Genomic DNA, 25,454 nt, shown 5'->3' with positions numbered 1-25,454 from the left:
TATTAGTTGATGGATGTTCAGACGAGCGCAGGCGCACCGATGTCGATGTGCGTACCGCTCGTATTTGGCTCTGAGCTCGGTCACTGCTTGCCGCACGTCGGTGACGTGCGGGCCATCGTTGGGAGTCGTTGGCGGCGTAAAGATCACGTCGGTGTGCTGTTCCGTCATGGGGTAGAACGCTATGAACGTTGCGATCACGTCGGTATAGGCCGATCGGCCCATCAGCCTGGTGAAACCGCTGTCCCCCAATCGGTGGACACGGGCCCTCTCCGCTGCGACGGCCGATCAGCGGATATCCGCCAAGCTCGCGGGGGCGAACGCGCCTGCTGCGAGATTGCTGCCGTCAAACGGGCGTTATACCGAGCACGCTGCGACGACGTACGTCACAATACGAAGGCCAACGTCTCCCCCGGAGGGATCGGATCGTGGGGTCTTCCAGGATGGCCGCTACTAGGCCAGATCTCAGCGAGCGGTCTTCTTCGGCCACGATGATCGTCGCGGTGCCGCTCGCGATTGCCGGTTTCGGAGGGATGGCCACGCGCCCATCGCTGTTCGCGCCTCTGCTCGCGCTGGCCGCGGTTCTCTTAGTCGTCAGCGAAATGATCGTGGACAAGCAAAGGATCCGGAAGCACCGTAAGCGGGGCGGGGGTCGGCAACAGCAGCGTCGCGGCGACCGAGGATGGCGGGCCAAGCCGAATCTGCCCCAGCGCGAACGGGAAACGCGGGCGCGGGCCGAAGCCGCCGAAGCCCAAGCCCTGGCTGCCGAGACGCGGGCGCGGGCCGAAGCCGCCGAAGCTCAAGCGTTGGCCGCCGAAGCCGACGCGCTCGCCGCCGAAGCCGAAGCGCTGGCCGCCGAGGCGCGAGCGCAGGCAAAAACCGCCGAGGCCGAAGCCCTCGCTGCCGAAACCGAAGCGCTGGCCGCCGAGGCCAAGGCGCAAGCAGAGGCCGTCCAAGCTCAAGCCCGCGCCGCCGAAACCAAGGCTCACTCGCGCGCACGGACAGAGGCCGCCGAAACCGAAGCCCGCGCCGCTGAAGCCAGGAGAAAGGCAGAAGCCGCCGAAGCCCAGGTCCGCGCCGCGGAAGTCTGGGCACAAGCAGAAGCCGCCGAAGCGCAAGCCCGCGCCGCCGAGGCCAGAAAGCAAGCCGACGCCGCCGAAGCGCAAGCTCGCGCCGCCGAGGCCTGGGCACAAGCAGAAGCCGCGGAAGCGCGAGCCCGCGCCGCCGAGGTGGGTGCCTGCTTGCAGACTCAAGCAGAAGCCGCCAGAACCGAAGCCTGCGCCGCCGAGGCCAGGAAGCAAGCCGAGGCCGCCGAAGCCGAGGCCCGCGTCGCCGAGGTGTGGGCGGCGTCGGAAGCCGCCGAGGCCCGTGAGCGGGCGGCCGAGGCGCGGGCTCGGGCTTCGCAGCTGCGGCTGGAAGCCGAAGGCAGGACACGCTTTCGCCGCACGGACTGAGCATCGTCTGAGTTCCGTACGCCTGGAGCGTTCACGCCTACCTGGCCTACCATTCGCAGTGTCCAGCCACCATCAAAGGCCCTCAGCGGCAGGCGATCTGCGGCAACTCCTCGCGAGCATCGCGGGTAGCGCGGACATCTGGCCGACCCAGCAGTCCTCGACCGCGATCGCCGAGTCGTCGAGGAAACTGTGCAGCCACACATAGGGGCTGGCCTGTTGACTACCGAGCAGCGGGCGCAGAAGCCTTCAGCTGATGAGCGATAGGGCAGGTGCACTCCACGGGGTTTGGATATTGGCGAAATTCGATGAAAACGGGCCGCTACCCCCTGTGGTTTTGGCCTGCCAGACGCTAGCCTTGAGCACAGCACGGGATGGGGCAGGTTGCGTCCAATGGACTTCGAGTCGGTCCGCTGTCCCCTGTTAGACGGCCGCTGGTGCAACTGTGGTGTTAAACAGCCAGCACCAGGCTGGCCGCCGTCGAATCGCTGTGAGCACAGACGCAGCACTCGGGTTCGGATTCGGCGCGCGCGCCGACCTCAGCTCGATGCGAATTCATCAACGCGTCGTCGAGGGTGCGGTACACGTCGACGATGGTGTCGATCCCGATCATTTTGAGCGGCCGACCGGTGGAAGGACCATCCGCAACGACGCCGAATCGCGCTGACGGTGCGATCTCTCGGTGCGCGGTGACCAGCACGGTCATTCCCACTGAGGCCAGAAAGTCGACCCGCGACAGATCTACGATCAGCGCCGCCGGCTTTTTTCGGGCAGCGGCCTCGATCGCGTCGGCCAGTTTGTGCGCGGTAGCCAGGTCCAGGTCTCCGCATACCGCCACTACGACGCCACGGCCTACCCAGTGCTCTGCGACGCCGAACTCGATCGTCGGTGGATTCACGCTTAACCCTCTCCATGCACGAGTAAAGGGGTCGGTGACAACAGAGACCGGCCTCGGAGTGCTTTGAAGCCGATCCCTGTTGTGCATCAACCGATTAGCGGCTACGGACCGAGCTGCGCCGTCCGACGCTGATCCAGATCAGCAAGACAACGACGGCGCCGATGACGGAGCCGAGGATTCCCGAGGGCTGGAGGAAGCCCTCTGCGCCGTCCTTACCGAAGAGCAGGTAACCGAGGAATCCGCCGACGAAGGAGCCGACGACACCGAGGACAATGGTCATCACGACCGATATGTTCTGCCTGCCGGGGACCAGCAGGCGCGCCAGAGCGCCGGCAAGGAGCCCAATGACGAGAATGCTCAGGATGAGTCCGATCATGGCGATGAGCCTTTCTATTGAGCGCTGACTGCGCGCTTGGACCGGTCGGTCGAGCGGGGTGCTCGACGCTGCTATCAATGCAACACCCTTAAGGGGGGTGCTGATACACCCCTAAGTAGGTAATCTCAGGCCGATGGCATCGCCGCCGAACACTCCGATCACCGTCGCTCTCGTCGACGACTACGACGTCGTGCTGATGGGCGTGGCCAACATGTTCGACCGATACCGCGACCGTGTGGTCGTCGCGGAGATCGACTCCAACATGGGTCTGGAAGACGCGGTGGACATCGTCCTGTACGACTCCTTCGCCCAACCAGAATCCGATCACGAGGAGATCGCACACCTGGTTGCCAACCCGAGGGCACGCCGAGTTGTGGTCTACACGTGGAACTTTCACCCTGAACTCATCGAAAGCGCTCGACAACACGGCGCCCACGGCTACCTCTCCAAGACGCTGCCCGCGAGAGAATTGGTCGCCGCGCTGGAGGCCGTGCACGCCGGAGAGACGGTCATCAGCGACGTCCCGCCACGCGCCCGTAGCGCAGTCGGGCTTGATTGGCCAGGTCGTGGCGAGGGGCTCAGCGACCGGGAATCAGAGATTCTGGCACTCATCACCCAGGGCAAGAGCAACGCCGATGTCGCGACGTTGACGTATCTGAGTCCCAACACCATCAAGTCCTACATTCGGACGATCTACCGCAAGATCGGCGTCTCCAGTCGCACGCAGGCCGTCCTCTGGGGTGTCAATCACGGCTTCACGCCTGATCACAACCGCATCGAGCATTGGAAAGGCGGCCCTTAGCCCGATTCATCGGGCCTAGGCTTGCGTCGCGTTAAGAAACCTCCAAGATCACCGAACAACACTGCTCGTAACGGTTCCCGCATTGCGGAGCCAACCAAAAGTCCGAGCAGCGACGTCACGGTAATCGAATCGCCGCTCACCGAGGCGAGAGGACAAAGTCATGAGTGGTTACTGGAAGTCCGTCGAAGTCGCGGTGCCGGTCAACATGCATCCCGTGCACATCAACAGTTTCATCACCGCCGAGATTCACATCCTGGCCCGGCGAGACGGAGAGGCCGTTGCCAACGTGCGGATCGGCGCGCCCCGCGAGCCCCGCGGCGACTTCATCGCGTGGTCGGCGTCGTACCTGCCCGAACCGAAGGTGATTGCTGCCTGACGATGCCTCGCGGCAATTTCGACGAGAAATCCCTGCCGCGGTGAACAAGATCAATATCGGTCGCCAGCAGTCGAGCAGCACCCATTTTGTCGGCCGGCCGTAAGTACGCCGCGTCGAGAACGGTATCGATAGGCTCCTGAGGTGTCACGGGCAAGCCTGACGCGAAGCGAGCGTTGGACCAGCGCGGTCGCTCTGTTTGCTTGCGTGGCGTTGTTCTATGCGGCAGGTGCCGTGCTGTCCTGGGAATCCTTCGGTGCCGGGATCACCCCGGTGTTCTTCCCGCCGGCCGGCGTCACCTTGGCCGCGATGTTGCTGACGCCGCGCTCGCGGTGGCCAGTCGTCCTCGCCGCGATCATCGCCACAGAGTTGATGGTGGATCTCTACTACGGCGTCGGCATCGAGGTGGCGTTGGGCTACACGTTGGCCAACGCGGTGGAGCCAGTGATCGGGGCCTCTCTGGTATTGGCCTGGTGCAAAGGTCCACCCGACCTGCGGGTGCGCGGTGATCTAGCGAAGTTCATCGCCGGTGGCTGCGTGGCGGGTCCGCTCGTGGGTGGAATGATCGGCGGTGCGGTCGGCGCGGCATCCAACAACACGTCGTTAGCCACAACCGTGGTGCACTGGTGGGCAGGCGACGCAATCGGCGCTCTGGTAGTGGCTTCTCCGATCCTGCTGTGGGGCAAGCAATCTCACTTGCTGCGGAATCGACTCACCGAGACTGTGCTTGTGCTTGCGGTCGTCGCGGTGGTGTCGGTATTGGCGGCGTGGTTTGAAGTTCCACCGGCGCTGCCGCTGCTGCCGGTCATGGCGTGGGCGGCGTTGCGACTGGACGTGATCGGTGCGGCACTAGCCGGCGCGGTGGTGGGGTTCACTTTCAACTACGTGACAGGCACCGGGATCGGCGCGTTCAGACAATTCGACTTGGCGCCCTCGGCCGGATTGGTCGTAACGCAAATCTTCGTCGCGGTCATCGTGTTGACTGCCATGGTCATCGCCCAGGAAGCGTCAGGACGCATCGCGGCGGTCAGCGCGCGGGAAGCCGAGCGTCGCGAGCGCGACCGGCTTCAGATTCTTGCGGAATTGGCACAGCAACTCTCCGCCGCACTGACGCCGAGCCAGATCGGTGAGGCGGTCGTCAGGCAATTGTTCAATGACTCTGGGGCGCAGGCTGTGGCGGTCGGGCTGGTGAGTCCGGATGAACGCCGGCTGGAGTGGGCGGGCACAGCCGGATACCCGGAGATAGCACGCGAAAGGTTCGGCGCTGGAATTCCACTCGGTGAGCTGACGGCTGCCACTGAAGCTCTCGATACCGGACGACCCGTCGTCATCGGCAGCCCATCGGAGTACCAGCGGCGCTACCCCGACTATGGGGACCTGATGATTTCATCGGAGGCAGAGGCTCTCGTGAACTGGCCGCTGACTTCGGGCGACAAGTCGATCGGCGTGCTGGGTCTGATGTGGACGCGACCGCAACCGTTCGATGCAGCGCAGTTGGCGTACATCTCCGCGGTCGCGACCATGGTGGGGCAGGCGTTGGTGCGCGCGCAGGTCTACGCCGACGAGCATGCACGGGCAGCGGTCCTACAAGCTGCGGTGCTGCCGACCGAACCGGTCGACACCGCTGCCCATCTGGACGTGGCCGTCATCTACCAACCGGCTGACGTCCAACACGGGCTTGGAGGTGACTGGTACGACGTCATGAGTATGCCCAAGCAGCAGACGTACCTCGCTGTGGGTGACGTGGTGGGGCACGGCCTGCCTGCCGTCGAAGACATGGCTCAACTGCGCAGCGCTGGACGGGCAATGGCTTTGCAGGGGTTAGCCCCTTCACGAATACTCGCCGAGCTCAACACCTTCACCGCTCACGCGTGCCACGGCCGGTTCGCCACGATGGCTGTCATGATCGTTGACCCCACGACCAACTCCTTGTCGTACGGCCTGGCTGGGCACCCATTCCCGCTGCTACGTCGCGCGCGCGACGGGGAGGTCGTGCAGCTTGACAACGCAGCAGGGCCGGCGCTGGGGCCCGTACGTGACGCCACATACGTCGAGTGCCGGGTGACGCTCGAGCCCGGTGACATCCTGGTCCTCTTTACCGACGGCCTCGTCGAGTGCCGTGGCATGAGCATCGAGACAGGCATCTCGCGGGCGCGGCGTTTGGTGGCAGGCTGGCAATCAGACTCCAAGCTGGGCGACGGATGCCGACAACTCACCGAAACGCTGGCCTCGTCGCCTCGTCAGGACGACGTATGTGTCTTGGCCGTCCGCCTCTTGCCCTTCGGTGACTGAGGCGACGAAAGTCGAGACCTAAGGAAGGAAATCGCTACGCGGGCAGATCCACCCGCAGCGCTAGGTGCTCATCAAGTATCCGGCGCAGCGCGGCGTCCATAGGATGCGCGGATGCAAGGTCGCGGCCGAACCGGCTGTCCACCACGACTATCGCGCCCTCCCGCGGTTCGGCCGTGTCGACCTGATCGACGAACGGATCGAACAGCACGCGCGGCGTGGCCAGGTAATACAGCGCCCGTCGAGGCTCATTCAACCCAGCGGCATATATCAGTCCATGTTGGGTGATCACGAAGAGTTCCGAGGTGATCCTCGCGTTCGCGGTCTCGGCCGTGCCCCACGCCAGTGCGGCGCGCCGGCTCTGTACCAATCGATCCGGGACATCATCAGTCAGCGCGAACAGCCTGCCGACTAGTGCTCCGCCGTTTCGCGGATATTCATCGATGGCGGGCCTGAAGTACCGCTGGAAAATCTCACCGAAAAAGTCGTACAGTTGCTCGCTCATGGCGGCTCCCTGGTTTCAGACGTACACCTTCATTGTGCGCCCGAACCGTCAGCCGGGCACGGATTTGGCAGGCGGAATTGAACCCACGACGGGCAGATCCTGTGTCGTGGCACGCGGTAGTTGGCGCGCAGAGCAAACACAGATAACCGACGCGGCGCCGGAGCCGCCGAATGAACCTCTCGCGCAGACGCATTCAGGCGGGAGTTCTTAGCTTTCGGATTCTCCTTCCGGAGCGACGGGAGATATGCGGCAGTTGGTCGTCAGGCCATCTCGGGGACGTGCAGGTGGGCGATCGCCAATTCGAAGCTGCACTCGTCGAGGATCTCAGCAGAGGCTTCCCGGGCGCTTGCGGACCTCAGTTCCTCGATCTTGGCCATGTTGTGCTGCAGCGCTTCGGAGCTGTCGTAGGCCACCGAAGACACTCCGCGCCCCGTCGCGCGGTTGACCAACAGGCTTACGCTGCAAAGCCCTTCGTGTTCGTCGAGTGCGGGCAGCACACCCATCTTGAAGATGTCGATGCCCCGCTCGATCTGGTCGGGCTCCACCTTGACCCAGGTGACACGGACGCAGGCACCCTCGCGGGACTGATGATCACGGTGTAGGACCGCGATTTCCCATTCGGCGACGTCCGGTTCGCCGCCGAACGCCTCCGCGGCGCGTTGACGAATGTCCCGTACCGCCCCGTCGCTGGCGCGCATCGCCTCTTCGGTCTCCCAGGCGGTGGTGGCGATGCAGCGGCCCGATGCCCGGTCGACCAACAGCGAAAGACCGACATAGCCGTCGATGCCCTGCAGCTCGGACATCACGTTGTCGCGGACATTGGCGATGCCGGCGTCGATGGAATCCGTGTTCGATTGAAGGGTGGTCGTGCGTGCGTACATAATTCTGCCTCCTCGGGATGACGGGGCAGCGTCTCGACGGCGCTGCCGTCGGGATTCATCGTCCTCCGCCGGGCAGGGTGCGGCAAGGTGCAATCGGACCAAAAAGCGCCATCTACGGTGCGCCTGTTCAGAGTGGGGCGGTTCAGAGTGGGGCGGGCGGGGCTCGAACCCGCGACCAATGGATTAGCGATCACGATGTCTCGTTAGATTCCGATGAATCCCAGTAGATCACGAAGCTCCCTGCGAGAGAACCTCTTTCGCGTCCGTATTGTTCAGTTGGATCTCACCGGATCACACGGAATCACGGTCATATTCGATGAATAAGCGATGGCTCGATCTCGCAAGGCTCTGGCCTGCCGGAGCCAGACAAACCCGGCCATTTCGACTCGGAGGAGAAGTCGTGGTTCTACTTCACCTTAGGCAACCGCAGTTAACTGTGACCGTGTGCAAAATGTGGGCACCGGAGCCCCGGTTCCCACTTCGCCGTCAGGAGGGAAACCAACGAGGCGCGCCTGATGGATTGACGTGACGCACCCCGTAGAGCATCTCGATCCGCGATACCGAGCTGCCGAGCGCCAGAGGGCCACAGATTTCTGACAACACCGTCGACGCGCCACTATCTATATTTTTCAGGCCGAAGCTCCGGATCGGGGTCACGTGTGCGAGGTTGGCGGGGTCGCCAACTGCCAGCACGGTCCAAAGCTCAGAGTCTTTCGGATCACGAACGGGTGCGGACGAGTGCAACTCGGCGAGTGTGGCATGGGAAGGAATCGGGTGCATTTCGTCCGTCCCGCCCTCCGAGTTGGCGTCTGCCACCACCATCTTGTGCTGCTGAAGCACGGTTTTGGCCATTGCGTCGATGGTGGCGCGGGGAAAACTGCTCTTTGAGTGCCTGACCCCCAGGCGCTCCTCAATGAGACTCTCGACATAGTGCCAGAGTCGTCCAAGTGAATCGGTCAGCTCCTTTCTGCGCGCAGAGTCGTGGGGAAGGCGGTAGTCCTCACCCTGTTTTGCGTGCATCAGTGCTGATCTCTCGTCTTGATACATGTGCCGGTATATCCACTTCTTGGCGTTCAGATTCGTTACGTGGGGCGGCAGAAGATTACGCACCGACACAAATTTGTCCGCTTCGTCCAGCGCGTCCATGAACCATTTGCGTTCGCTTTCCCGTCGACCAGCAGCAGCGTTTCGCTTTAGCCCGATCCACAACCACTTTCTGCGCGGCTGCCTCTGTCGAGGACGGATCTCACTGAGCAATACTTCGAAGGCCAAAAACAGGTTTCGATAAGCATCGAATAAGTCGGTCGAGGTCCGAGACATACGGACAAATCGAAACGCATCGTGAGTGACGGCAGTCGGAGGAGGTGGAGGAGGTGGAGGAGGCGGCACATTTCCGTCCGCATCCGTCACATGCCCCGTCATGCTCAGCCTGGGCGACACGTTGATTACTACCTTGCACCGCATGACGGTTCCGCCGCACTCAGGATCAGGCCACCAGACGAGGCAATCATCTGGCGCTTCACGAATCGCGTGATCAGACTCTCCTCCAATGGACCAGAAGTCCAGCGCATGGTTGGCTGCCTCAAGCGCCTCTGCGAACGTATCGTCAAAGCTCGTTGCCACCGAAGGTCCACAGACAACAACAACGTTGGTGCGGTCGACGACGCTCACAAGCCAGCCATTCGGCAGTAGCACGGTCGTCGACCTCCTCGCCGCTGACTTGCGCAGCAAGAACACCGCGCCGTGTCGCCAGGTGTCGTCGGAGTTCTGCAACGGCACGCCTGCGTACTCACCCACGGTCATAGTCGCCAGTATGCGGCCGCCGGTCCTTGACATGAGGCACAAACCGGAGCCTTGCGCAGTGGCACAGCCCCAGTTCCTGCGGGTGGTGCGCGGCGATTCACCATTCATTACGGCTTTGTGGTGCTGACGATCTTCTCGTTGCCCGGAACGCTCTTCTTCGCCATATTCTGGCTGTCTACGTCGGGTGACGCCGAAGGAGACGTCTCCTGGATAGGCGAGCTCTGGCCTATGTGGGGTGGAATGTGGACGATCATCTGGGCCGCGTTCGCTATGCAGCACACCCCGAAAAGCCGTCGAGGATAGGCACGCACACAACTTTCGCTGGGTCGGTGCCCACCCTTGACGAGGTTGGTGCCGAACTCCGGCCTGATTGCCGTCGTGCGTTAAGCGATCAGGTCTCAGGGCGGCAGCCTTCTCCGCTGGTAATTGACCGGCTCGGCTCCTGGATGAACGTGGCCGGATTCCGAACGAAATGCCTATCGGTACGTAACTTTTGAGGACCGTACAACCTTGGGCTCGTGGTCGGTGCCCTTCAACAGCTCTCTAGCAGCCACTACTTGTTCAGCCTGTTCTGGTCCTGGGCCGACCACCAGATCAACAATGGTGGGATGTTCTTTGTGGTGTGCTTCGTGTTCCGGTGCCGTCGCTTTCCATGAGACATTGACCGCGATGTTCTTATAGGGCAGTAGGCCACGTGCTCGTGCACGGACATCGACGGGCCAGCGAAACTCACCCATGGTAAACAGTCGCCACTCTTTTTCTTCCTTGAAAGCGTCATCCTTGATGATCGCCACAGCGCGGACAAGCATCGTGAACAGAAGGAGTCGGGCCTGCTGACTGTGTTGGGGACGCCGGTCTGTGATAATCGACGTCCAATTGGTTTTCATGAGATCTTCGATGTGCTCGTCAATGGCCGCTATTCCCGCATCCTCGCCGTAGACAACACGCTTCAAGGTCACCTTCGCCGGTGCTTCGCGGTCGCCTGGCCATCGGTCCCGCCCGATTGAATAAGACCGGTTCTCCAGACCGTCCCGGTCGAGACCAAGGGCGAAACCGCCTGTACCACCGGCATATCCACGCCATTGGCTGAGTAAGTCACCCTTAACGCAAAAGGATGTGGCATAGCAGCTCACCGGCCAATCCAACGTTCCCTCAGGGAAGAAGTACGGCGCGATATCGGCGAATGCCGCTCGAAACTCCGGCGAGATCGAGGGATCGACCGCCAAAGCCTCCAGGTGATTACGAAGAAGGCGGGTACCGAACTTCAGCTCCTCAGTGTCGTTCATGAAGCGGATATCTGACGCTTGAAGTTTGATGGTCTTATGGCGGCCGATCTCGTTCTCCGGCTTCAAGATGGCATAGTCCCGCCAGGACGAATCGACAATCCCTACCACGCCGTAGGCGTCGGTGTAGTGATAGAGAATCGACGGATCATCGTTGTCACCATGTTCAACGCTCATCGTGAGCAAACATAGGCCATTCACTGCCCCGAAAGTGCTTGTTGATGAGGCTCAGCTCTTCTAGCTCGACGAGGCGCTCCAGAAGTCGGCGGAAAGCATACGTCCTCCGGCGACAGTTGAGCCTCATAGAGTTGGCTTTGAAGTTGACCCAGCCCAATCCCAGCAAGTTTGGGCGTGCGCCTATACGGCTGGCGTGGCAGCGAATGTAGCCTCTAGCCAGGCGTTGACAGTCGCGACATCGCCATATCCCTTGTCGCGCAATGCCTCGATGATGTCCCGGACACAAATTACCGCTATCGGGTGGCCGTCTTGCCGGACTTCGTCATGAACTTGTGCGTTGAAGTTCGACAGCGTGACGAATACACCAAAGTTCCTATGCCGCAGCCTGGAAATCAGCCTACCGACATCGCGAACCCCCACCACTGTCGTCGGCGCGTAACACTTCGCCTCAAACGCGAAATCAATCTTGACAGGGTCTGCCTTCGGTCCAAGTACATACTCGCAGACCGCGTCACGACCGCCGCACGACTAGGCCGAGTCACGTCGACTGCGCCTGTCGAGGGAGCAATGAGCCCGCCAGATGTCGACGGCGCACTTCTCGAAGTCGGCGTGGCGGCTTTGGAATGGGTGTGGATCGCCGCCAGCATTGCGTGACCCCGCTGATCGCGAGGGGTCTGCTCTGTGATGTGCGGATCATGGCGGTGGACGGTGCCGTCAGCCGATGTGGTCGGTTCGGTCGCCGCACTCGGTCACCAACGGCAGGAGCCGTGACCAGACCTGGTAGCCAGGCTTGAGGCCGACGTGCTCTGTTAACTGGTCATGCGCGAAGAAGCGTCCAGCCATTTCACAGTGATCATGGTTGCCGTGTGTCAGCATTTGCTGCGTGAGGAGAAAATTGTCGGTTGCGATGATAGGGATGTCGATTATCGGTGCACTGGCAACGCTGGCCGGAACACCGGTGTCTGCCGCCGATTGTTGTGAGGACGAGTTCGCCTGGGCCGATCCGTACGCGGACGCGCTCAGGAACCACGATCTGGGGTATCTCATCGAGGATCGCGGCATTATGACGGCTCTGGCAGCCGAGGCGGTATGCAAGGGGTCATCGGCCAACGGAATCGCCAGTGAATACAACTTCGGATTGGCTACTGCCGAGCAGATCGCGCTCGCTGCCTACGACGTCTGCCCGGAGATGAAGCCTTGAGGGGGCCGTTGATCCTTGGGTTAGCTCTGGCGGCCTTGCTCGGGTCCTCGGCTCAAGCCAACGCTGACATCACTCCAAACCACGACAGCATGATCACCACCAACGCCTGCGAGGACATCTTGTTGGGTTGGTCCGATGGTCAAATCATCGACAACCTGTCGAACAGATATGGAGTTTCCAGCCAGCAGGCGCTTCGAGGTCATAACTGAGATGCGCATCTCCGGCAACTGTGAGTACGACGAGAACTTTTGATGACCAAACTTGTAGCTGCCGTCGCCGCCCCCGTCGAGGGTTGGGGGACCACACCAAAAATAGGAGCTTTTCGATGTTTCGTGCCCTATTTGTCGCTGCCGCAGCAGCAGGAGCAATCGTCGGGACTGCAGTGGGTACGTCACCCTTGGCTACAGCATTTGCACCCTACGAGAACTGCAGCGAAGCCCGTGCGAACGGAGACACCGACATTCCATCGAGCAGCGACAAGTACGGACCGTGGCTGGACCGCGACGACGATGGCGTCGGCTGCGAGTCTTGATTAAGCGCTCACTTAGTTGCGCCGTGTCAGTGCTCGCCGCGCTTGTAGTCGCCCCGGTCGCACGTGCCGAGCCTGGCGTACAGACACAGGCCGATGAGGGGTTCTACCGTAGTCTCAGGGAAGGTGCTGAGGGCATTGCTGGGATGGTCTTGACGAGCCCGCCGCTCGTGCGGCAGCGTATGGATGACGGCGTTGACAAATTGGACGCAATCGACATACTGATGGCCGAAGGCCCCTACGATTTCGATGCAGCCAGCAATATCGTGGCGAGGCCCGTGGTGTACTGCTCAGAGCACCTCGGCATTACATGAAGCTGATTCGAAGGCTTGCCCCCGCCCTGGGACTGCTAGCGCTGGTTGTTCAGGGAATGCCTGTCATTGTTGCCACCGCTGAACCAGTAGTCACCACTGCCGAGGTGCTCAGGGTGGTGGATGGCGACACCATCGACGTCCGGGACGATGTTCGTGGACGGCTTCGCATTCGAGTGCTCGGCATCTTCCCTGTCAAGTACGCGTGTTGAGGCAGACTTGGTACCGCTGTTGACCGGAATTATCCGTTGAACGAGTTAACGGTGCGAGGCCATAGCTATGCAATCGCTGACAATGTCAGGCGGCTTCTTTTCCGTTGCCAGCGATACGGGGCATCGGTGGCGCTGCGAGCAGGTGTGGATCATCTTCGATCGCAGAGGCGCAGATGCGCTTTCGTGCCGCGCATTAAGCTCGTGATATAGCGGCGCGAATAGCCACCCATAGGCACGCCAACGCCGCTCTTCCTTAGTGGTCGTCTGCTGCGTTGCGTCCGTCTGCCGGTGCAAGTTCTATTGGCAGTGTAGGTTCGCAGCTTCGATTTCATCCGAACGACCATGACCAGCACCGTGCCGGGTTGTCTCATCGCGGGCAACCGGCAGTCTGTCTCACGAGTCGCTGCATTTCCTACAACGCGCCGTCTACGTGTACTAGGACGAGCGACCTGTACTAAGGGGGCATGCAGTCCTCACAAGTTGTTCTCGGCCCGGCGTTGATCGTCGTCTGTGTGGTGATGGCAGCCGCCGCCGCGGTGATCTACAGGTTGACCGCGCTCGGCTCACCGTGGACGGTGCCATGGGCTGGCATTCGCGCTGCGGTGCAGCTGGCCGCTGCCGCTGCGATCCTGGCCGCCGCCATCACGCGGTTGTGGTCATCGGTCCTGGTGCTGGCCGTGATGTTCATCGTGGCAAGCGTGACCGCCGCCCGACGCAGCCAGGCAAGCCTGGGATCTTCCTGGCTCACCGTGTCCTTAGCCCTTGGCATGCTCGCGGTGCTGCCATTGTTGCTGCTCTCGCGCGCGGTGCCGATGACTGGTGTGGCCGTCGTCCCGATCGTCGCCATCGTGCTCGGCAACACCATGACCGCCGTCGCCGTTGCGGCGCGTCTGGCGCTTGACGCCTTGACGCAGCGTGCTGGCGAGGTCGAGGCGGCGCTGAGCCTCGGTATGAGCGAGCGTGACTCGAGGATGGAAATTATCGGTGCAACGTCCACGAATGCGCTGCTGCCCAACCTCGATTCGACCCGGACCGTCGGCCTTGTGACGCTGCCGGGCGCTTTCGTCGGCGTGCTGCTCAGCACCGGCTCGGCCGCGCAGGCCGGTGCCGTGCAGATCCTCATCCTGATCGCCCTGCTGCTGTCGCAGACCTGCGGCGTCGCCGTTACCGTCGAGCTCATCGCCCGCGGCCTCATCACGCGCGCACAACCACCTCAAGCCCACACGCCGAACGCGAACAGGCTTTTCCGCAGGTGTCACCGCCTGATGCCACGCTGTTGGTGGCCGACGCGCGGCGCACGGATGGATTAGCCGCGCCGGCGCCGGTAGGCGACGGCAAGCCCGCCTATTGCGGCGACGGCCGGCGCGGCGACGGCGGGCAGCCAGAGCAGCAGTGCCCGCCCGAGCGTGGTGGGGTAAAGCGGCTGGCTGGGCGCGGTATTAGGGGTGGCTTGCGGCTCTGGCAGACTGCTTGCCTCGGCGAGGGCGGCGGCCAGCTCTTCCTCATCGGGGATGCGTACCACCGCCTGGCCGCCGCTTTCGGTGCTGACCACCACGGCGCCGCTGGCCACGTTGAGCGCGAATGCCTGCTCACCGTTTGGATCCTGAAAGGTGATCCGGACGTTGTCGCCGGTGTCGGCGAAGCGGCGGGCGAGGTCGGCGACGTGGTTGTAGCCGGGTTGTTCGCGGGCAAAGAACAGCGCGATCGTGACCGGATCATCAACGCGGCCAAGGAGTTCCCGCGTCTCAGCGCTCAGGGTGAAGGTGCGGCCGGTGGAGAGGTCGATCCGCTCGTCGTCGAGCGTGACGGCCGCAGCGGCGAGTGCTGCGAGCGCCATGAGCGCGACCAGCATTACCCTCATCCGCGCCGCCTGTCTGCCGCGAGGGCCAGTGCGGCGGCCGTGAGCCCGGCGAGAGTCGCGGCGAGGTAGTAGGCGACCGAGCCGAGCTCGACCAGCCCGCGCGAGAACGAGTCGAGGCGCGCGATCGGCGAGAGGTTCGCGATCAGGCGGGCGATGCCGGTGGCGCCGGGGTGGATCGCCTGGTCGGCGACGACCAGCCCGACGAAGAGCGCCAGCGTCGCGCTGGCGGCCACGACCTGAGAGGGTGCGAGCGCGCTGATCGTGACCCCCACCGAAACCAGCGCCGAGAACAGCAGGAAAGCGCCGAGGTAGCCCGCCGCAACCTGCGACCACGTGATCGGGGCGGCAAGTGCGAGCACGGCGGGCTGCACGAGGCTCGCGGCCAAGATCAGCGCCGCCACAGCCAGCGCCGCCAGGTACTTGCCGGCGGCGAGCGCGAAGTCTGAGACCGGCAGCGCGCGCAGCAGCTCCAGTGAGCCCTGCCGACGTTCCTCGGCGACGGCGCGCATCGTCAGCAGCGGCAGCACGAACGCTGCGACGACACCGAGAGTGGCGATCGCGGGCTGGACGACGGCCTGGGTCGCGTTGAGGGCGGCGCGGGTGAGCGGATCGGCTCCCGCGCGGACGGAGAAGTCGGCGAAGTTGCGCGCGTCGATCCAGAACAGCAGACCGGTGAGCAGCAGAAACGCCGTCGCCGCGGACCACGGGGAAACGCTGGTGAGCAGCGCGACAAACTCGCGGCGCGCGACCGCGCGTATCCCCCTCATCTACGGTCTCCGCCAGCGAGCTGAAAGAAGAGGTCCTCAAGCGTTGGTTCCTCGACACGCAACTCCAGCAGGCGTCCCCCGGCCTCGATCACCGCGCTGGCGATAGCGGGCGCCACGTTCGGATCGGCACGCAGCACCAGGGTTGCGCCCGCCGGTCCGCCATCGGTGGCTTCGACGTCGAGCCCCCGCGCTAGCTGCATCAGACGGTCGCGGTCGAGGGCCTCGACGCGTACCACGACGCGTGGGAGCGTCTTAAGCCGACGGGCGAGTTCGTCGCGGGTCTCGAACGCCACGCGGCGCCCGGCACGCATCACCACGACGCGCCGACAGAGCGCCTCCACCTCGCCGAGCTGGTGGCTGGAGAGCAGCACCGTCTTACGCTCGCCGAGCTCGCGAATCAGCGCCCGGACCGCGGCCACCTGTTCGGGGTCGAGGCCCGCGGTGGGCTCATCGACGATGACGACCGGAGGGTCCGGCAGCAGCGCGAGCGCCAGTCCGAGCCGTTGGCGCTGGCCACGCGAGAGGGTGCCGACCAGCCTGCGCTCGCTGCCCGCAAGCCCGACGCGCGCAAGCAGATCGCCAGCCGTGGCCTGCCGCTCGGTACGGCTAAGGCCATGCGCATCGGCGACGAACCGCACCAGCTCGCAGACCCGCGCCTCCCGCGGCAGCGGAACCTCCTCGGGCAGGTAGCCGACCCGCCCGCGGGCCCGCAGCGGCGAGGTCCGCACGTCGAAGCCCGCCACCTGGGCCGTTCCCGCGCTCGGCGTCAGCGTGGTGACGAGCATGCGCATGGTGGTCGTCTTGCCAGCACCGTTGGGGCCGAGCAGTCCAAGCACCTCGCCGCGGTCGGCCTCAAAGGTCAAACCCTCAACCGCGTCTCGCTCGCCGAAACGGCGCGAGAGCCTCCGCGCGACGATCGTCACCTGGGCTCGACCTGAAACCCATCGAAGTTGGTAATCGCATCGGCCTTGGTCCACAACCCGACCCGGCCCCGGGTGGAGGTGTCGCCGAACTCGTCGTCCATCAGCTCACGCTCGTCGAGGAAACCGCGGATCCGGTTGCCCTCGGCGACAACCCGGATCTGGCGCCACTGCCCGACTTCGAGCGGGACGTCGGCCTGGAAAACCGACCGACGCTCCCCGTTTTCGTAGACGTACAGCTCGCAGTTCTGCTCGAGCACGTTGCAACGCCAGATGTAGTAGTCCTTGGGGCTCACGACACGAAAGATCAGCCCCCCGGATTGATCGACCTCACCCGAGATGGGCTTGAGGTAGACCGACGCCTCGAAATCTCGGTAGGCGCCACCGGAGTAGGCCGTCGACGGGAACACCTGATACGCGCCGATCTGGTCCAGGTACTCCTGGTAGTCCTTGCCGAACAGCCGCTCCGCGCCGGTGTCCGGTGGCTTGATGTCCTGCGTGCTCGTCTGCGCATACACGGTAGGCCCGGCCAGCGACGAGGGATCCTGACGGATAACCCACTGCCCAAGCAGCGGCTCGAACTCGCTGGCCCCGCCGCCCTCACGCTCACCTTCGAAGTCGATCGTCACCGGCTCGCCGTCGGGTACGCCCTCGCTGCGGTCGCGCTGATCGGCGCGCGCACCCTCGCTGTCGGCGACCGTCGGCGGCCCCTGCTCGCGGGTCGCGCCGCAGCCAGCGAGAAGGGTGGCGACCGACAGCATCGCTACGGCGATGCGGTACACGCCCACTCTCAGGCTTCTCCTCACTTGACTGCGGTGGCGTCCAGCGCGGTGCGCAGCGTTCTGGCCAGCGCGACCGCGTCGTCAGTGGCCCAGAAATGGGTATAGAACAAGCGCGGCTGGTCCTCGAGCGCATGGTTGTGCAGCGACACCACGGTAATGCCGCCGGCGCGGAGCGCCTTGAGCACGTTTTGCACCTCGCCGGCCGTCATGACGAAGTCGCCATTGACGGCGGCGCGCCCACCACCCACGGGTTGAAAGCCGATGGCGGTGGTCACACCCATCGGCGGCCGCAGCACCATCCCGGTCTCGGTGATCTCCTCACGGCGCGGCACCGAGAACTTGTAGACCCCGCCGTCCACGCTGCCCTCACGGCCCAATGCGGCATCGATCGCGGCCGTGTCCAGATCCACCGCAGCAGGCGCAGCGGGTGCCGGCGCGGGCGGCGGCGTGGCGGTCACGTCGAGGGCGGCGCGCACCCCGCGCGCCAAATCCTGCGCATCGCCGTGCCCGCCGATGTGACACCACCAGATCGGCGGGGACTCATCCAGCAAGTGTTTGTGGATCGCGGTTTGGCTGATGCCGTTGGCCTGCAGCGCATCCATGACGTTCGGCAACTCGGTCTCGGTAACCACCAGATCGCCCATCACCATCGCCGACCCGTCAGGATAGCGCGCGAACGCCGCATACGAACCCAGCGACAACGCCGGTCTCACCGTCACGTCCTGAGTCACCACCGTGAGGTCTGATCGGGGAAAGCCGACCCGATACACGCCGTCACTGAGCTTTCCGGGCCGACCCAGAATCTGCGCGACCGGCTGCCAGTCGGCCTCACTGGTCGCGGCCGGCGCGACCGCGCCGGGATCTGCAACCCCCGGGGAGTCGCCGTTGCCATTGCCGTTGCCGCCGCCGTTGCCGCCGCCGTTGCCGCCGCCGCATCCGCCGAGTATCAGCGCGGTCACCGCCACCAGCCCCACCATCGCCCTGGGTGTTCGCATCGTTGGATGTCCTCCTCCACGGGTCAGGGGTCGCCTGCGTGCATGTGCAAACGGTAGTGCCCGCAGATGAAAGGTCGATGAGAATTGTTCGCGCCCGTCATCCCCGGTGTCGCACAGTGGTGGTCATGCACGTGCTGGTGGTCGAGGACGAAGCGAAGATGGCCGCACTGCTGGCCCGGGCGCTCACCGAGGAGGGCCACACCGTCGTGGTGCTCGACGAGGGCCGTGACGTGTTGCCCGCCGCGGAGGCCAGCGAGTTCGACGTGATCGTGCTCGATGTGATGCTGCCGGGCCTGGACGGATTCGGCGTGTGCGCCGCGCTGCGCCACCATCAGGTGTGGACACCGGTGTTGATGCTGACCGCCCGTGGTGCGGTCGATGACCGGGTGCATGGGCTGGACACCGGCGCCGATGACTACCTCACCAAACCCTTCCAGCTGGCCGAAATGTTCGCCCGGCTCCGTGCTCTGGCGCGACGCGGACCCATCCCACGTCCGCCGCAGCTGCGCGTCGGGGACCTGCACCTGGACCCCGCCGCCCATCGGGTCTGGCGCGGCGACACCGAAATCTCGTTGAGCAACAAGGAATTCGCGGTTTTGGAGACCTTGATGCGCCGGCCCGGAATGGTGCACACCCGCGCCCAGATCCTGCAACGCTGCTGGGACCTAGCCTTCGAGGCCCGCTCCAACGTCGTCGACGTCTACATGCGTTACCTACGTGACAAGATCGATCGCCCGTTCGGCGTCACCTCACTGGAAACCATCCGCGGTGCCGGCTACCGGCTGCGTGAGGACGGAGGACGCGATGGCGTTTCTGGCTAGATGGCCAATTCGATGGCGCCTCACCCTGGTTTTCGCTGTGGTGATGGCCGTCGTCCTCACCGCGGCCGGTGCGGCCACGGTGTTGCAGTTCCGCGATGCGGTCGCCGAGGGGGATCCCACCGGCGCGCTGCGCGAAGCGACCGACGACATCACCGCCGATCTCACCGCCGAACTCGCCGTCATCCTGCCTGCCGTGTTGGCGGTTGCGATCCTGGCCGCCTATCGGCTCAGCCGCGCCGCCCTGGCACCGGTCGACCGGATGCGGGCGGCAGCCGAAACGATCAGCACCGCACCCGCGGCATCCACAATCACGACGCGACTGCCCATGCCGACCACCAATGATGAGATCGCCCGGCTCGCCGACACCCTCAACACCATGCTGGCCCGGCTGCACACCGCCCTCGACCGGGAGCGGCAATTCGTCGCCGACGCCAGCCACGAGCTGCGCACCCCACTCAGCCTGCTCACCACCGAGATCGAACTCGCACTACGCCGCCCCCGCAACAGCGACGAACTCCGCGCCGCGCTGCACTCCGCACTCGACGAAACCAAACGCCTCACCGGCCTCGCCGACGACTTGCTCACGCTCAGCCACGCCGAGCTGTCGGCGACCCGCGACGAGACGACGACCATCCTCCCGGTCATCGACGACATCGCCGCCCGGTTTGCCGCCACCGGCGCACACGTCACCGTGCACGCCACTCCCGAACTTCGCGTCGCCATCAGCGCCGACGATCTGCGCCGGGTTCTCACCGCACTTCTCGACAACGCCACCCGCCACGGCGGCGGCGACATCACCATCACCGCAACCGAACACCACGACAGCATCAGCATCCACGTGCAAGACCACGGCCCAGGATTCCCACCCGAGTTCCTGCCGGTCGCATTCCACCGATTCACCCGCGCCGACACCGCCCGCACCAGCGCAGGAAGCGGACTCGGCCTAGCGATCGCCGCGAACCTCGCCGCCGCCTACGGCGGCCAGGCACACGCGTCCAACAAACCCGACGGCGGCGCCGACATCTCCATCACACTTCCGACGTCGTCGGGCTAACCAGGGCCAACCAGCAACCGCCACACGCGTCGTCTAACACTTGCACTTCGACGACCCCCGACGACTCAAACTATCACCGAAGCGCTTGCCGTGCCGTAGCCACTCGCAGTCGACGTGCATGCCACCAAACGGAATGCCGAACACCAGAATTCTCAATCGATCTCATGCGCGCAGATACTTCCGTGGGCATGGGGCTGAGCTAAGAGCGACGCATTCTCATCGCCGTTTCATTTGGCATCCCTACCCTCGGCTCCGCAACCATCCGACCGAACAAGGAGATCGAGATGAACCGCAGGGCGAAGTTCGCCACCACCACCGCCGCCGCCGCAATAGCGGTTGCGGCCGCAGCCGGGATCGGCATCGGGCACGCGTTCGCCGACGATGACGGCCACGAGGTGACCGGTCCAGTCGCCGAGCAGGCCCGCACCGCCGCAACCTCGGTGGTACCCGGTGGTGCAGCCGGTGAGGTAGAAACCGAAACTAACGAGGGCGTGGCCGCCTACGGTGTCGATGTCACCAAGCCTGACGGCACCGTCGTGGAGGTCCACCTCGACAAGGACATGAAGGTCCTGGGCACCGAACCGGCGGACCAAGACGAGGAGTGATCCGCCCGACCATGACTACTCGGACGTGTGGGTGGCCTTAGCTGGCGCTACGGTCACCCGCCCGCCGGGAGTCCGGAGAGCCGATTTGCGTGGAAGGACGGTGCCATTCCAGCGAATTCGTCGGGGAGGCAACCCACCGGAGTTGAGCAAACGCGAAGCCTAGACCTAGAACTACCCAAACAACGCGATCGGCCTGAGGCGTTACAGGTAAGCCGTGCGCGGCGCTGCATACTGACCGCTAGCACAACCTGCATATCCAACGCACCTGCTCGCTGACTACGAACAGCACCCCGATTTAGCGAGGTCGGTCGTCGCGATTCGTTCTGGGAAACGGGATCACCGTGCCGTGCGGATTTGCGAGTGCCTCGCGGAGTTGCTGGTTTTCCAGCGTCAGCTGGTTGACCACTCGTACGAGTGCGGGAAAGTCGGTTTTGAACTGGGCGAGTTCACGGTTCTTGTTAGCGATGGTCGCCTTCAGCTTGGCGATAGTGGCACGTAGCTGCGATTCAATGTCTAGTGTCGCGCCGCGTTCGGCGATCGACTCATAGAACTCATTCTTGAGGTCGGGGTGGCGCTGGGTCAGTGCGTTTCTGGGGACGTCGGCTTCCAGGGCGAGTGCGACCACGGTGAGCGCACCGTTGGACCGTTGAGGCATACCATCGAGGATCCGTTGCATAGCGGCACGGATCTGGTCGCGTTCGTCGGCGGCGGGGGTCATTCAATGTCCTCATCCTTGAGAGTGATCCGGGTTTTGTCGTGTGTGTCGGCGTGGTTGCGGAGCTTGGCGGCGGTCGCGCGAAGCCGATCACCGAGCGGCCCTGGCGTGTGGGCGGCCTGGTCGTCGAGCGTGTCGGCTCGGCGGCGAAGTGCGGTGGCGTGCTCGTCGGTGCGGATAGCGTTGCCACAGCTAGGAATGCACCGGTCGAGGCTGGGCGTGTCCTTGGCGCCGTCGCGATGACACAGAGCGCGCTCCCGCTTGTAGTGGCACAGCAACAGAGCCTGTGGGTTGTCGTAGAGCACAGCCTGCTCGTTGGCGAGCAGCAGACGGGCCGTGCGGGCGGTGATCGTCACCCCCTCGAATCGGGCCGCAGTTATGGCTGATTGGATGGCCCGACGCGCTGCTGGACCGGACACACCGCTACCGGCGTCGAGATCGTCGCGCAGCTTGGCGGCGGTGTCGGCGACGGCACGGGCGGTTTCGATGTCGACGAGTTCATGGATGCCGCCGCGGCCGCGGGCTGCGTAGCCTTCGGTGACGATCGTGCGCATGTGGCCGTATTGAATAGCGAGCGCGACCAGGCCGTTCGGTCTTCGGGCGATGTGCCAGGCCAGGCTTCGGCGGAATCGACCGATCCCGATCGGTCCGTGGGGGTCGGCAGGGACTACCTCACTGGAGCGGTGGTGGCTAGCGGCCTCGGCGTTCGCAAAAGTCACGAAATCTTCGATTCTGGTTCGCAGTCCTTGGGATTTGAGGGAGCCAGTGTCCGGCCGATTGAAGAGGTCGTGGGTGTTGTGGTCGAACAGCAGTGCCCCGGCGGGCACCATCCGTTCGAGGACACGGATGGCATTGACGACTGGGGTGATCGCGACCCACGGGACCTCGCGTTCGACGCCTGCGGAGTGGTGGTTGCCGTCTTCATCGGTTGCTGTCTTGTATTGGTGGCTGCGAATCAGGTGACGGCTCACCAACCCGGTGGCGTCGGGCGCGGGATCTGGGCAGCACCCTGATCGCAGGCCGAGAATCTCCCCGATGCGCATCCCGGTCAGATACGCACACACTATGAACGCCGCCGTACCGAGATGGCGTACGAGCGAGGGTGTTTCGTTGAAGTCGAGCCTGTCGCGCCACAGTTCTCCGGCGAGGCGACCCTTCACGGTTATGTCGAGCGGACAAGGCCCGGGGCGCGACACTGCGGCTTCCGTCAGTCCCAGGCGTTCGTTCTGTTGTTGGACCTGCCGCGTCGAGGCTCCGGTCAGCGCGGCCACGTACGTGATGGCTACGCCGGCGCGGCCAGCGTTGACCGTGGCGGGCAGGGGCAGATCCTCGCTGATCAACCTGTCGAAGTATGCCCGGACCGCGGTCGCTCCTTGTGGCGTGGACGTGTTCGTCTTGGCTTGGGCCTTCAGGTTTCGCCACTGCGTCCATGCCGCGAGGATGTCGTCGGCGAAGTCGTCCACGACACGCATCGCCCAGATCAGCAGCGGACCGAGGGTCTGTTCCGACAGTGGTTCGGTAGCGTTCTCTCCGCCGGTTGCGCTTTCGGCGGGCAGATAGTCGTCGATCCCCTTGCTGTCCCAGGGTGGTCGTCGGACACCCACCGGGCATGCGGACAGTTGATCGAACGCCCACAAGCGTGTCAGGGCTGCGAGCACCGAACGGACGATGTCGCGGCTCGCGTATCCTCGGGCCAGCACGTGCTTGCTGAAAAACTCCCAGGTGCTGTCATCGCAGTCGGCGAGTGTTTCGATGCCGCGCTCCGCGAGCCATCGGGCGAGTTTGAACCACTCCAATATCGTTACGTTCATGGCGGCGGCACTCAGTCGTGAACGCAGAGCGGTCCTGCGTTCGGCGAGAAAACTCGGCCGCAGCTGCCCATTGATCATGGTCCAGGCCACCAACCGCAGTTCCTCGCGCAGCTCCTGCGGCGCGTTCTTCCAATGGACTGCCGACTTGTGTGCGCTCGGATTGTTGGTCAGCGGCGCCAGCGACCACACCATGTCCCGGTAGTGGCCGCTGATGTGGGTGTTGAGATCACCAGCGCGATCGGCCAGGACGACTGGGCTGTGCGGTGTGGGTGGCGGAACCAGATACGGGTCTTCATTGGGCGCAAGGGTCACGTATCGAGGTTTCCCGTCAGTAGGTGGTCGATCAGGCCGCGATCATCGGCACGCACCCTGGACAGCGCCTGGTTCCAGATCGGTTCGCCGAGTGAGTGTTTGAGATGCTCTAACCGTGCGTGCGCATCACCCCAGTCGGCGACCCATGTCGGTGGAGGCATGACCGATCGCAGGTTGCTCAGGGCATGGTGCAGGTGTGCCAGCCGTGGATGATGACCAGGGTGTATGTGCGCGTTGGTACATCCCAAGCACATCAGAAACGACGCGCCACAGCTACCGTCAGAGCGCGGGTAGGGGCTCGAATCGAAGCCACCGCAATCTGCAGTGACCGTAGGGACATCGCCTGCGGTGGGAGCGCTACGCAGTTCGGCTTGTAGGACTGCCTTCCTGGCGTGATCGGCGGCATCTTCAGCGCCGACGGCGATCACTTCGATGGCCTCGTTCTGCGCACGCTTGTCCACCAGCGTGTAGTCGCGGTCGTGGCTGTTCTGGGAGTGCTGGGCAGGTTGGCGACGATTGAGTGCGACGACGGTGCGCCGCCCGCGGCGAAACGGTGATCCGCTCAGGCCGATTGCTTGTCCCCATTCCAACGCGGCGGCACTGGTGATGCCGAAGTCGAACGGGCCTACAGGGGGTTGTCGATCGTGGTCGGCGCGCGGCCGTGTCGGAGCCGAACTGCGCCAGACCAGAAGCCGGCCGGTGTCCGGCGCCTGGGTTTCGACAAGGACGCGGGCGAATCGGGTTGCATGAAGTGCGTGACTGATCAACCTGCCTGGCGATGATGCGCCGTCGTCGGTGACATTGCGGGTTTCGTGATGGTTGCCCGAGCCCCGGCGAGGTTTGTCCAACTCGATGCGGTAGGTAGGTTGCTGTCCCGGGTCCGGGGACGCTCTCGGCACTCGCAGGCGATCGATAACCGACAGGTTCCAGCCGAACTCGGCCATCAGCAGCACTCCCAACGCTGTGATCTCCAAGCGCGACGGGAACAACAGCAGATACCACGGAACCTGCACTTTCTTCTCGCGTAGGACCGCAATGTAGCGGCTGGCCAACTGTTTTCGCCCATCGGGCGCCGTGTAGATGCATTTCGTCGCCGAGCCAGTGCGCGCGAGGCAATCGAGAACTTCGCCGAATATCCAATCCTGGCTGCCCTCCGTGAATTCGCCGTTGCGCCACGTGCGCAGGTGCTCGGCGTTGCCATCGATTCGTTGCAGTGCCGACCGGAACATCTTCTTGGCGGTGCGGGTGATGTGTGTGAATTCGGCCTCGCTGTAGGACTGCGTGCCACTGTTCGGGATCTTGACGCGTCGCAAGAGCTCGTCGGCAACCGGTCCGGTTCGTAGTCGGGGATCGTCTCGCAGCAGCGCCATGGTGGCGTGGACGATGCGATACGGACTGATTGTCACGGTGTGCTGGCGCCATCGTTTAAGCAGGTCGACGGTGAGCCCATCGAGATCGCGTGGCGGGTGCTCCTGGTCAGCGATGAACTTCGCGAATCCCTGCACGCAGAACCAGATTCCTGTGGACGTGGAGTGTGCCGTCCAGCGAGCGGGTACGCACCGTTCGGCGAACAGTGCAGCCAGAGAACGTTGCATGGGCTCGGCGACCGGAAGGGTAGCGAAGTCATAGTGTTTGACGCGTCCCGCGTGGTTGTGATGGCTCACCACCAAGCCGTCCGGCGACACATACTCGGGGCGGCTGTGATCGTTAGACGGTAGTGCAG

At 64.0% G+C, this 25,454-nt stretch carries 23 protein-coding genes and 2 pseudogenes; 10 read left to right on the top strand and 15 right to left on the bottom strand.

The annotated features are described in order from the left end of the window. Positions 1-440 precede the first annotated feature (440 nt). The gene (locus G6N36_RS01170; protein WP_163684263.1) at positions 441-1,451 is read left to right on the top strand and encodes a hypothetical protein; all 1,011 of its coding nucleotides are present in this window, start codon (positions 441-443) and stop codon (positions 1,449-1,451) included. Positions 1,452-2,007: 556 nt separating this feature from the next. Here the strand turns inward: G6N36_RS01170 and G6N36_RS29705 are convergent. Together G6N36_RS29705 and G6N36_RS01160 are read right to left on the bottom strand one after the other, a co-directional pair. Continuing rightward, positions 2,008-2,346 (bottom strand): annotated as a pseudogene (locus G6N36_RS29705) (STAS domain-containing protein); the annotation flags it as partial. A gap of 94 nt (positions 2,347-2,440) precedes the next feature. Further along, positions 2,441-2,722, bottom strand: a complete 282-nt coding sequence (locus G6N36_RS01160; RefSeq protein ID WP_083125334.1) for a GlsB/YeaQ/YmgE family stress response membrane protein — start codon at positions 2,720-2,722, stop codon at positions 2,441-2,443. A gap of 133 nt (positions 2,723-2,855) precedes the next feature. Between G6N36_RS01160 and G6N36_RS01155 the strand changes: the two genes are divergently transcribed. The 3 genes from G6N36_RS01155 (at position 2,856) to G6N36_RS01145 (ending at position 6,189) form a co-directional block, all read left to right on the top strand. Beyond that, the gene (locus G6N36_RS01155) at positions 2,856-3,524 is read left to right on the top strand and encodes a LuxR C-terminal-related transcriptional regulator (RefSeq protein ID WP_163684259.1); all 669 of its coding nucleotides are present in this window, start codon (positions 2,856-2,858) and stop codon (positions 3,522-3,524) included. Positions 3,525-3,684: 160 nt separating this feature from the next. Beyond that, positions 3,685-3,900, top strand: coding sequence for a hypothetical protein (locus G6N36_RS01150; protein WP_163684257.1), 216 nt, complete (start codon positions 3,685-3,687; stop codon positions 3,898-3,900). 141 nt (positions 3,901-4,041) lie between these two features. Further along, positions 4,042-6,189, top strand: coding sequence for a SpoIIE family protein phosphatase (locus G6N36_RS01145; RefSeq protein ID WP_163684254.1), 2,148 nt, complete (start codon positions 4,042-4,044; stop codon positions 6,187-6,189). A 34-nt stretch (positions 6,190-6,223) separates the two neighbouring features. On the opposite strand, the gene G6N36_RS01140 is transcribed toward G6N36_RS01145, so the two are convergent. From G6N36_RS01140 to G6N36_RS30300, 5 genes and pseudogenes are all read right to left on the bottom strand, one after another. Further along, complete coding sequence (locus G6N36_RS01140; RefSeq protein WP_163684253.1) at positions 6,224-6,691, bottom strand: glucose-6-phosphate dehydrogenase; 468 nt, start codon at positions 6,689-6,691, stop codon at positions 6,224-6,226. A 260-nt stretch (positions 6,692-6,951) separates the two neighbouring features. Next, entirely contained in the window at positions 6,952-7,572 is a 621-nt protein-coding gene (locus G6N36_RS01135) for a hypothetical protein (protein WP_163684251.1), read from the bottom strand. A gap of 486 nt (positions 7,573-8,058) precedes the next feature. Continuing rightward, positions 8,059-9,375, bottom strand: a complete 1,317-nt coding sequence (locus G6N36_RS01130; protein WP_163684249.1) for a hypothetical protein — start codon at positions 9,373-9,375, stop codon at positions 8,059-8,061. Positions 9,376-9,851: 476 nt separating this feature from the next. Then, positions 9,852-10,835, bottom strand: coding sequence for a DUF2971 domain-containing protein (locus G6N36_RS01125; protein ID WP_163684247.1), 984 nt, complete (start codon positions 10,833-10,835; stop codon positions 9,852-9,854). A gap of 180 nt (positions 10,836-11,015) precedes the next feature. Further along, positions 11,016-11,303 (bottom strand): annotated as a pseudogene (locus G6N36_RS30300) (restriction endonuclease); the annotation flags it as partial. A 448-nt stretch (positions 11,304-11,751) separates the two neighbouring features. On the opposite strand from G6N36_RS30300, the gene G6N36_RS01115 reads away from it, so the two are divergent. From G6N36_RS01115 to G6N36_RS01100, 3 genes are all read left to right on the top strand, one after another. Continuing rightward, on the top strand, positions 11,752-12,036 hold the full coding sequence (locus tag G6N36_RS01115; protein WP_163684245.1) for a hypothetical protein: 285 nt from the start codon (positions 11,752-11,754) through the stop codon (positions 12,034-12,036). A 325-nt stretch (positions 12,037-12,361) separates the two neighbouring features. Further along, complete coding sequence (locus G6N36_RS01110; protein WP_163684243.1) at positions 12,362-12,568, top strand: excalibur calcium-binding domain-containing protein; 207 nt, start codon at positions 12,362-12,364, stop codon at positions 12,566-12,568. Positions 12,569-13,552: 984 nt separating this feature from the next. Beyond that, positions 13,553-14,398: an ABC transporter permease gene (locus G6N36_RS01100; RefSeq protein WP_163684241.1), complete on the top strand. Its 846-nt coding sequence runs from the start codon at positions 13,553-13,555 to the stop codon at positions 14,396-14,398. On the opposite strand, the gene G6N36_RS01095 is transcribed toward G6N36_RS01100, so the two are convergent. From G6N36_RS01095 to G6N36_RS01075, 5 genes are read right to left on the bottom strand one after another with little or no spacing between them, the layout of a single operon-like run. Beyond that, positions 14,395-14,940: a DUF7088 domain-containing protein gene (locus G6N36_RS01095; protein WP_163684239.1), complete on the bottom strand. Its 546-nt coding sequence runs from the start codon at positions 14,938-14,940 to the stop codon at positions 14,395-14,397. The genes G6N36_RS01100 and G6N36_RS01095 overlap by 4 nt on opposite strands. Positions 14,941-14,945: 5 nt before the next feature. Continuing rightward, positions 14,946-15,716, bottom strand: a complete 771-nt coding sequence (locus G6N36_RS01090; protein WP_163684236.1) for an ABC transporter permease — start codon at positions 15,714-15,716, stop codon at positions 14,946-14,948. Beyond that, complete coding sequence (locus G6N36_RS01085) at positions 15,713-16,639, bottom strand: ABC transporter ATP-binding protein (RefSeq protein ID WP_163684234.1); 927 nt, start codon at positions 16,637-16,639, stop codon at positions 15,713-15,715. The genes G6N36_RS01090 and G6N36_RS01085 overlap by 4 nt, the downstream gene beginning before the upstream one ends. After that, positions 16,636-17,424, bottom strand: a complete 789-nt coding sequence (locus G6N36_RS01080) for a hypothetical protein (RefSeq protein WP_163684232.1) — start codon at positions 17,422-17,424, stop codon at positions 16,636-16,638. The genes G6N36_RS01085 and G6N36_RS01080 overlap by 4 nt, the downstream gene beginning before the upstream one ends. Positions 17,425-17,438: 14 nt before the next feature. Continuing rightward, on the bottom strand, positions 17,439-18,395 hold the full coding sequence (locus G6N36_RS01075) for a DUF1259 domain-containing protein (RefSeq protein ID WP_163690293.1): 957 nt from the start codon (positions 18,393-18,395) through the stop codon (positions 17,439-17,441). Positions 18,396-18,538: 143 nt separating this feature from the next. On the opposite strand from G6N36_RS01075, the gene G6N36_RS01070 reads away from it, so the two are divergent. The 3 genes from G6N36_RS01070 to G6N36_RS01060 all read left to right on the top strand — a co-directional run bounded on the left by G6N36_RS01070 (position 18,539) and on the right by G6N36_RS01060 (position 20,893). Continuing rightward, on the top strand, positions 18,539-19,234 hold the full coding sequence (locus G6N36_RS01070) for a response regulator transcription factor (RefSeq protein WP_163684230.1): 696 nt from the start codon (positions 18,539-18,541) through the stop codon (positions 19,232-19,234). Then, entirely contained in the window at positions 19,218-20,288 is a 1,071-nt protein-coding gene (locus tag G6N36_RS30190) for a sensor histidine kinase (RefSeq protein ID WP_163684228.1), read from the top strand. Before G6N36_RS01070 ends, G6N36_RS30190 begins: the two co-directional genes overlap by 17 nt. Positions 20,289-20,572: 284 nt before the next feature. Further along, on the top strand, positions 20,573-20,893 hold the full coding sequence (locus G6N36_RS01060; RefSeq protein ID WP_163683885.1) for a PepSY domain-containing protein: 321 nt from the start codon (positions 20,573-20,575) through the stop codon (positions 20,891-20,893). 295 nt (positions 20,894-21,188) lie between these two features. Here the strand turns inward: G6N36_RS01060 and G6N36_RS01055 are convergent, their stop codons facing one another. The 3 genes from G6N36_RS01055 to G6N36_RS01045 are packed head-to-tail and all read right to left on the bottom strand — an operon-like array spanning position 21,189 to position 25,236. Next, positions 21,189-21,611, bottom strand: a complete 423-nt coding sequence (locus tag G6N36_RS01055) for a hypothetical protein (protein ID WP_197746598.1) — start codon at positions 21,609-21,611, stop codon at positions 21,189-21,191. Further along, positions 21,608-23,731, bottom strand: coding sequence for an integrase (locus G6N36_RS29690; RefSeq protein WP_163684226.1), 2,124 nt, complete (start codon positions 23,729-23,731; stop codon positions 21,608-21,610). Before G6N36_RS29690 ends, G6N36_RS01055 begins: the two co-directional genes overlap by 4 nt. Then, positions 23,728-25,236 carry a hypothetical protein gene (locus tag G6N36_RS01045; RefSeq protein ID WP_163684224.1) on the bottom strand — a complete coding sequence of 503 codons (1,509 nt, stop codon included), beginning with the start codon at positions 25,234-25,236 and terminating at the stop codon, positions 23,728-23,730. The genes G6N36_RS29690 and G6N36_RS01045 overlap by 4 nt, the downstream gene beginning before the upstream one ends. Between the last annotated feature and the right edge of the window lie 218 nt (positions 25,237-25,454).

Origin of the sequence: Mycolicibacterium gadium (assembly GCF_010728925.1) — a bacterium.
GTDB lineage: Bacteria > Actinomycetota > Actinomycetes > Mycobacteriales > Mycobacteriaceae > Mycobacterium > Mycobacterium gadium.
Note: the sequence above shows the minus strand (reverse complement) of the source record. Positions and strands in the feature narration are given on the sequence as shown.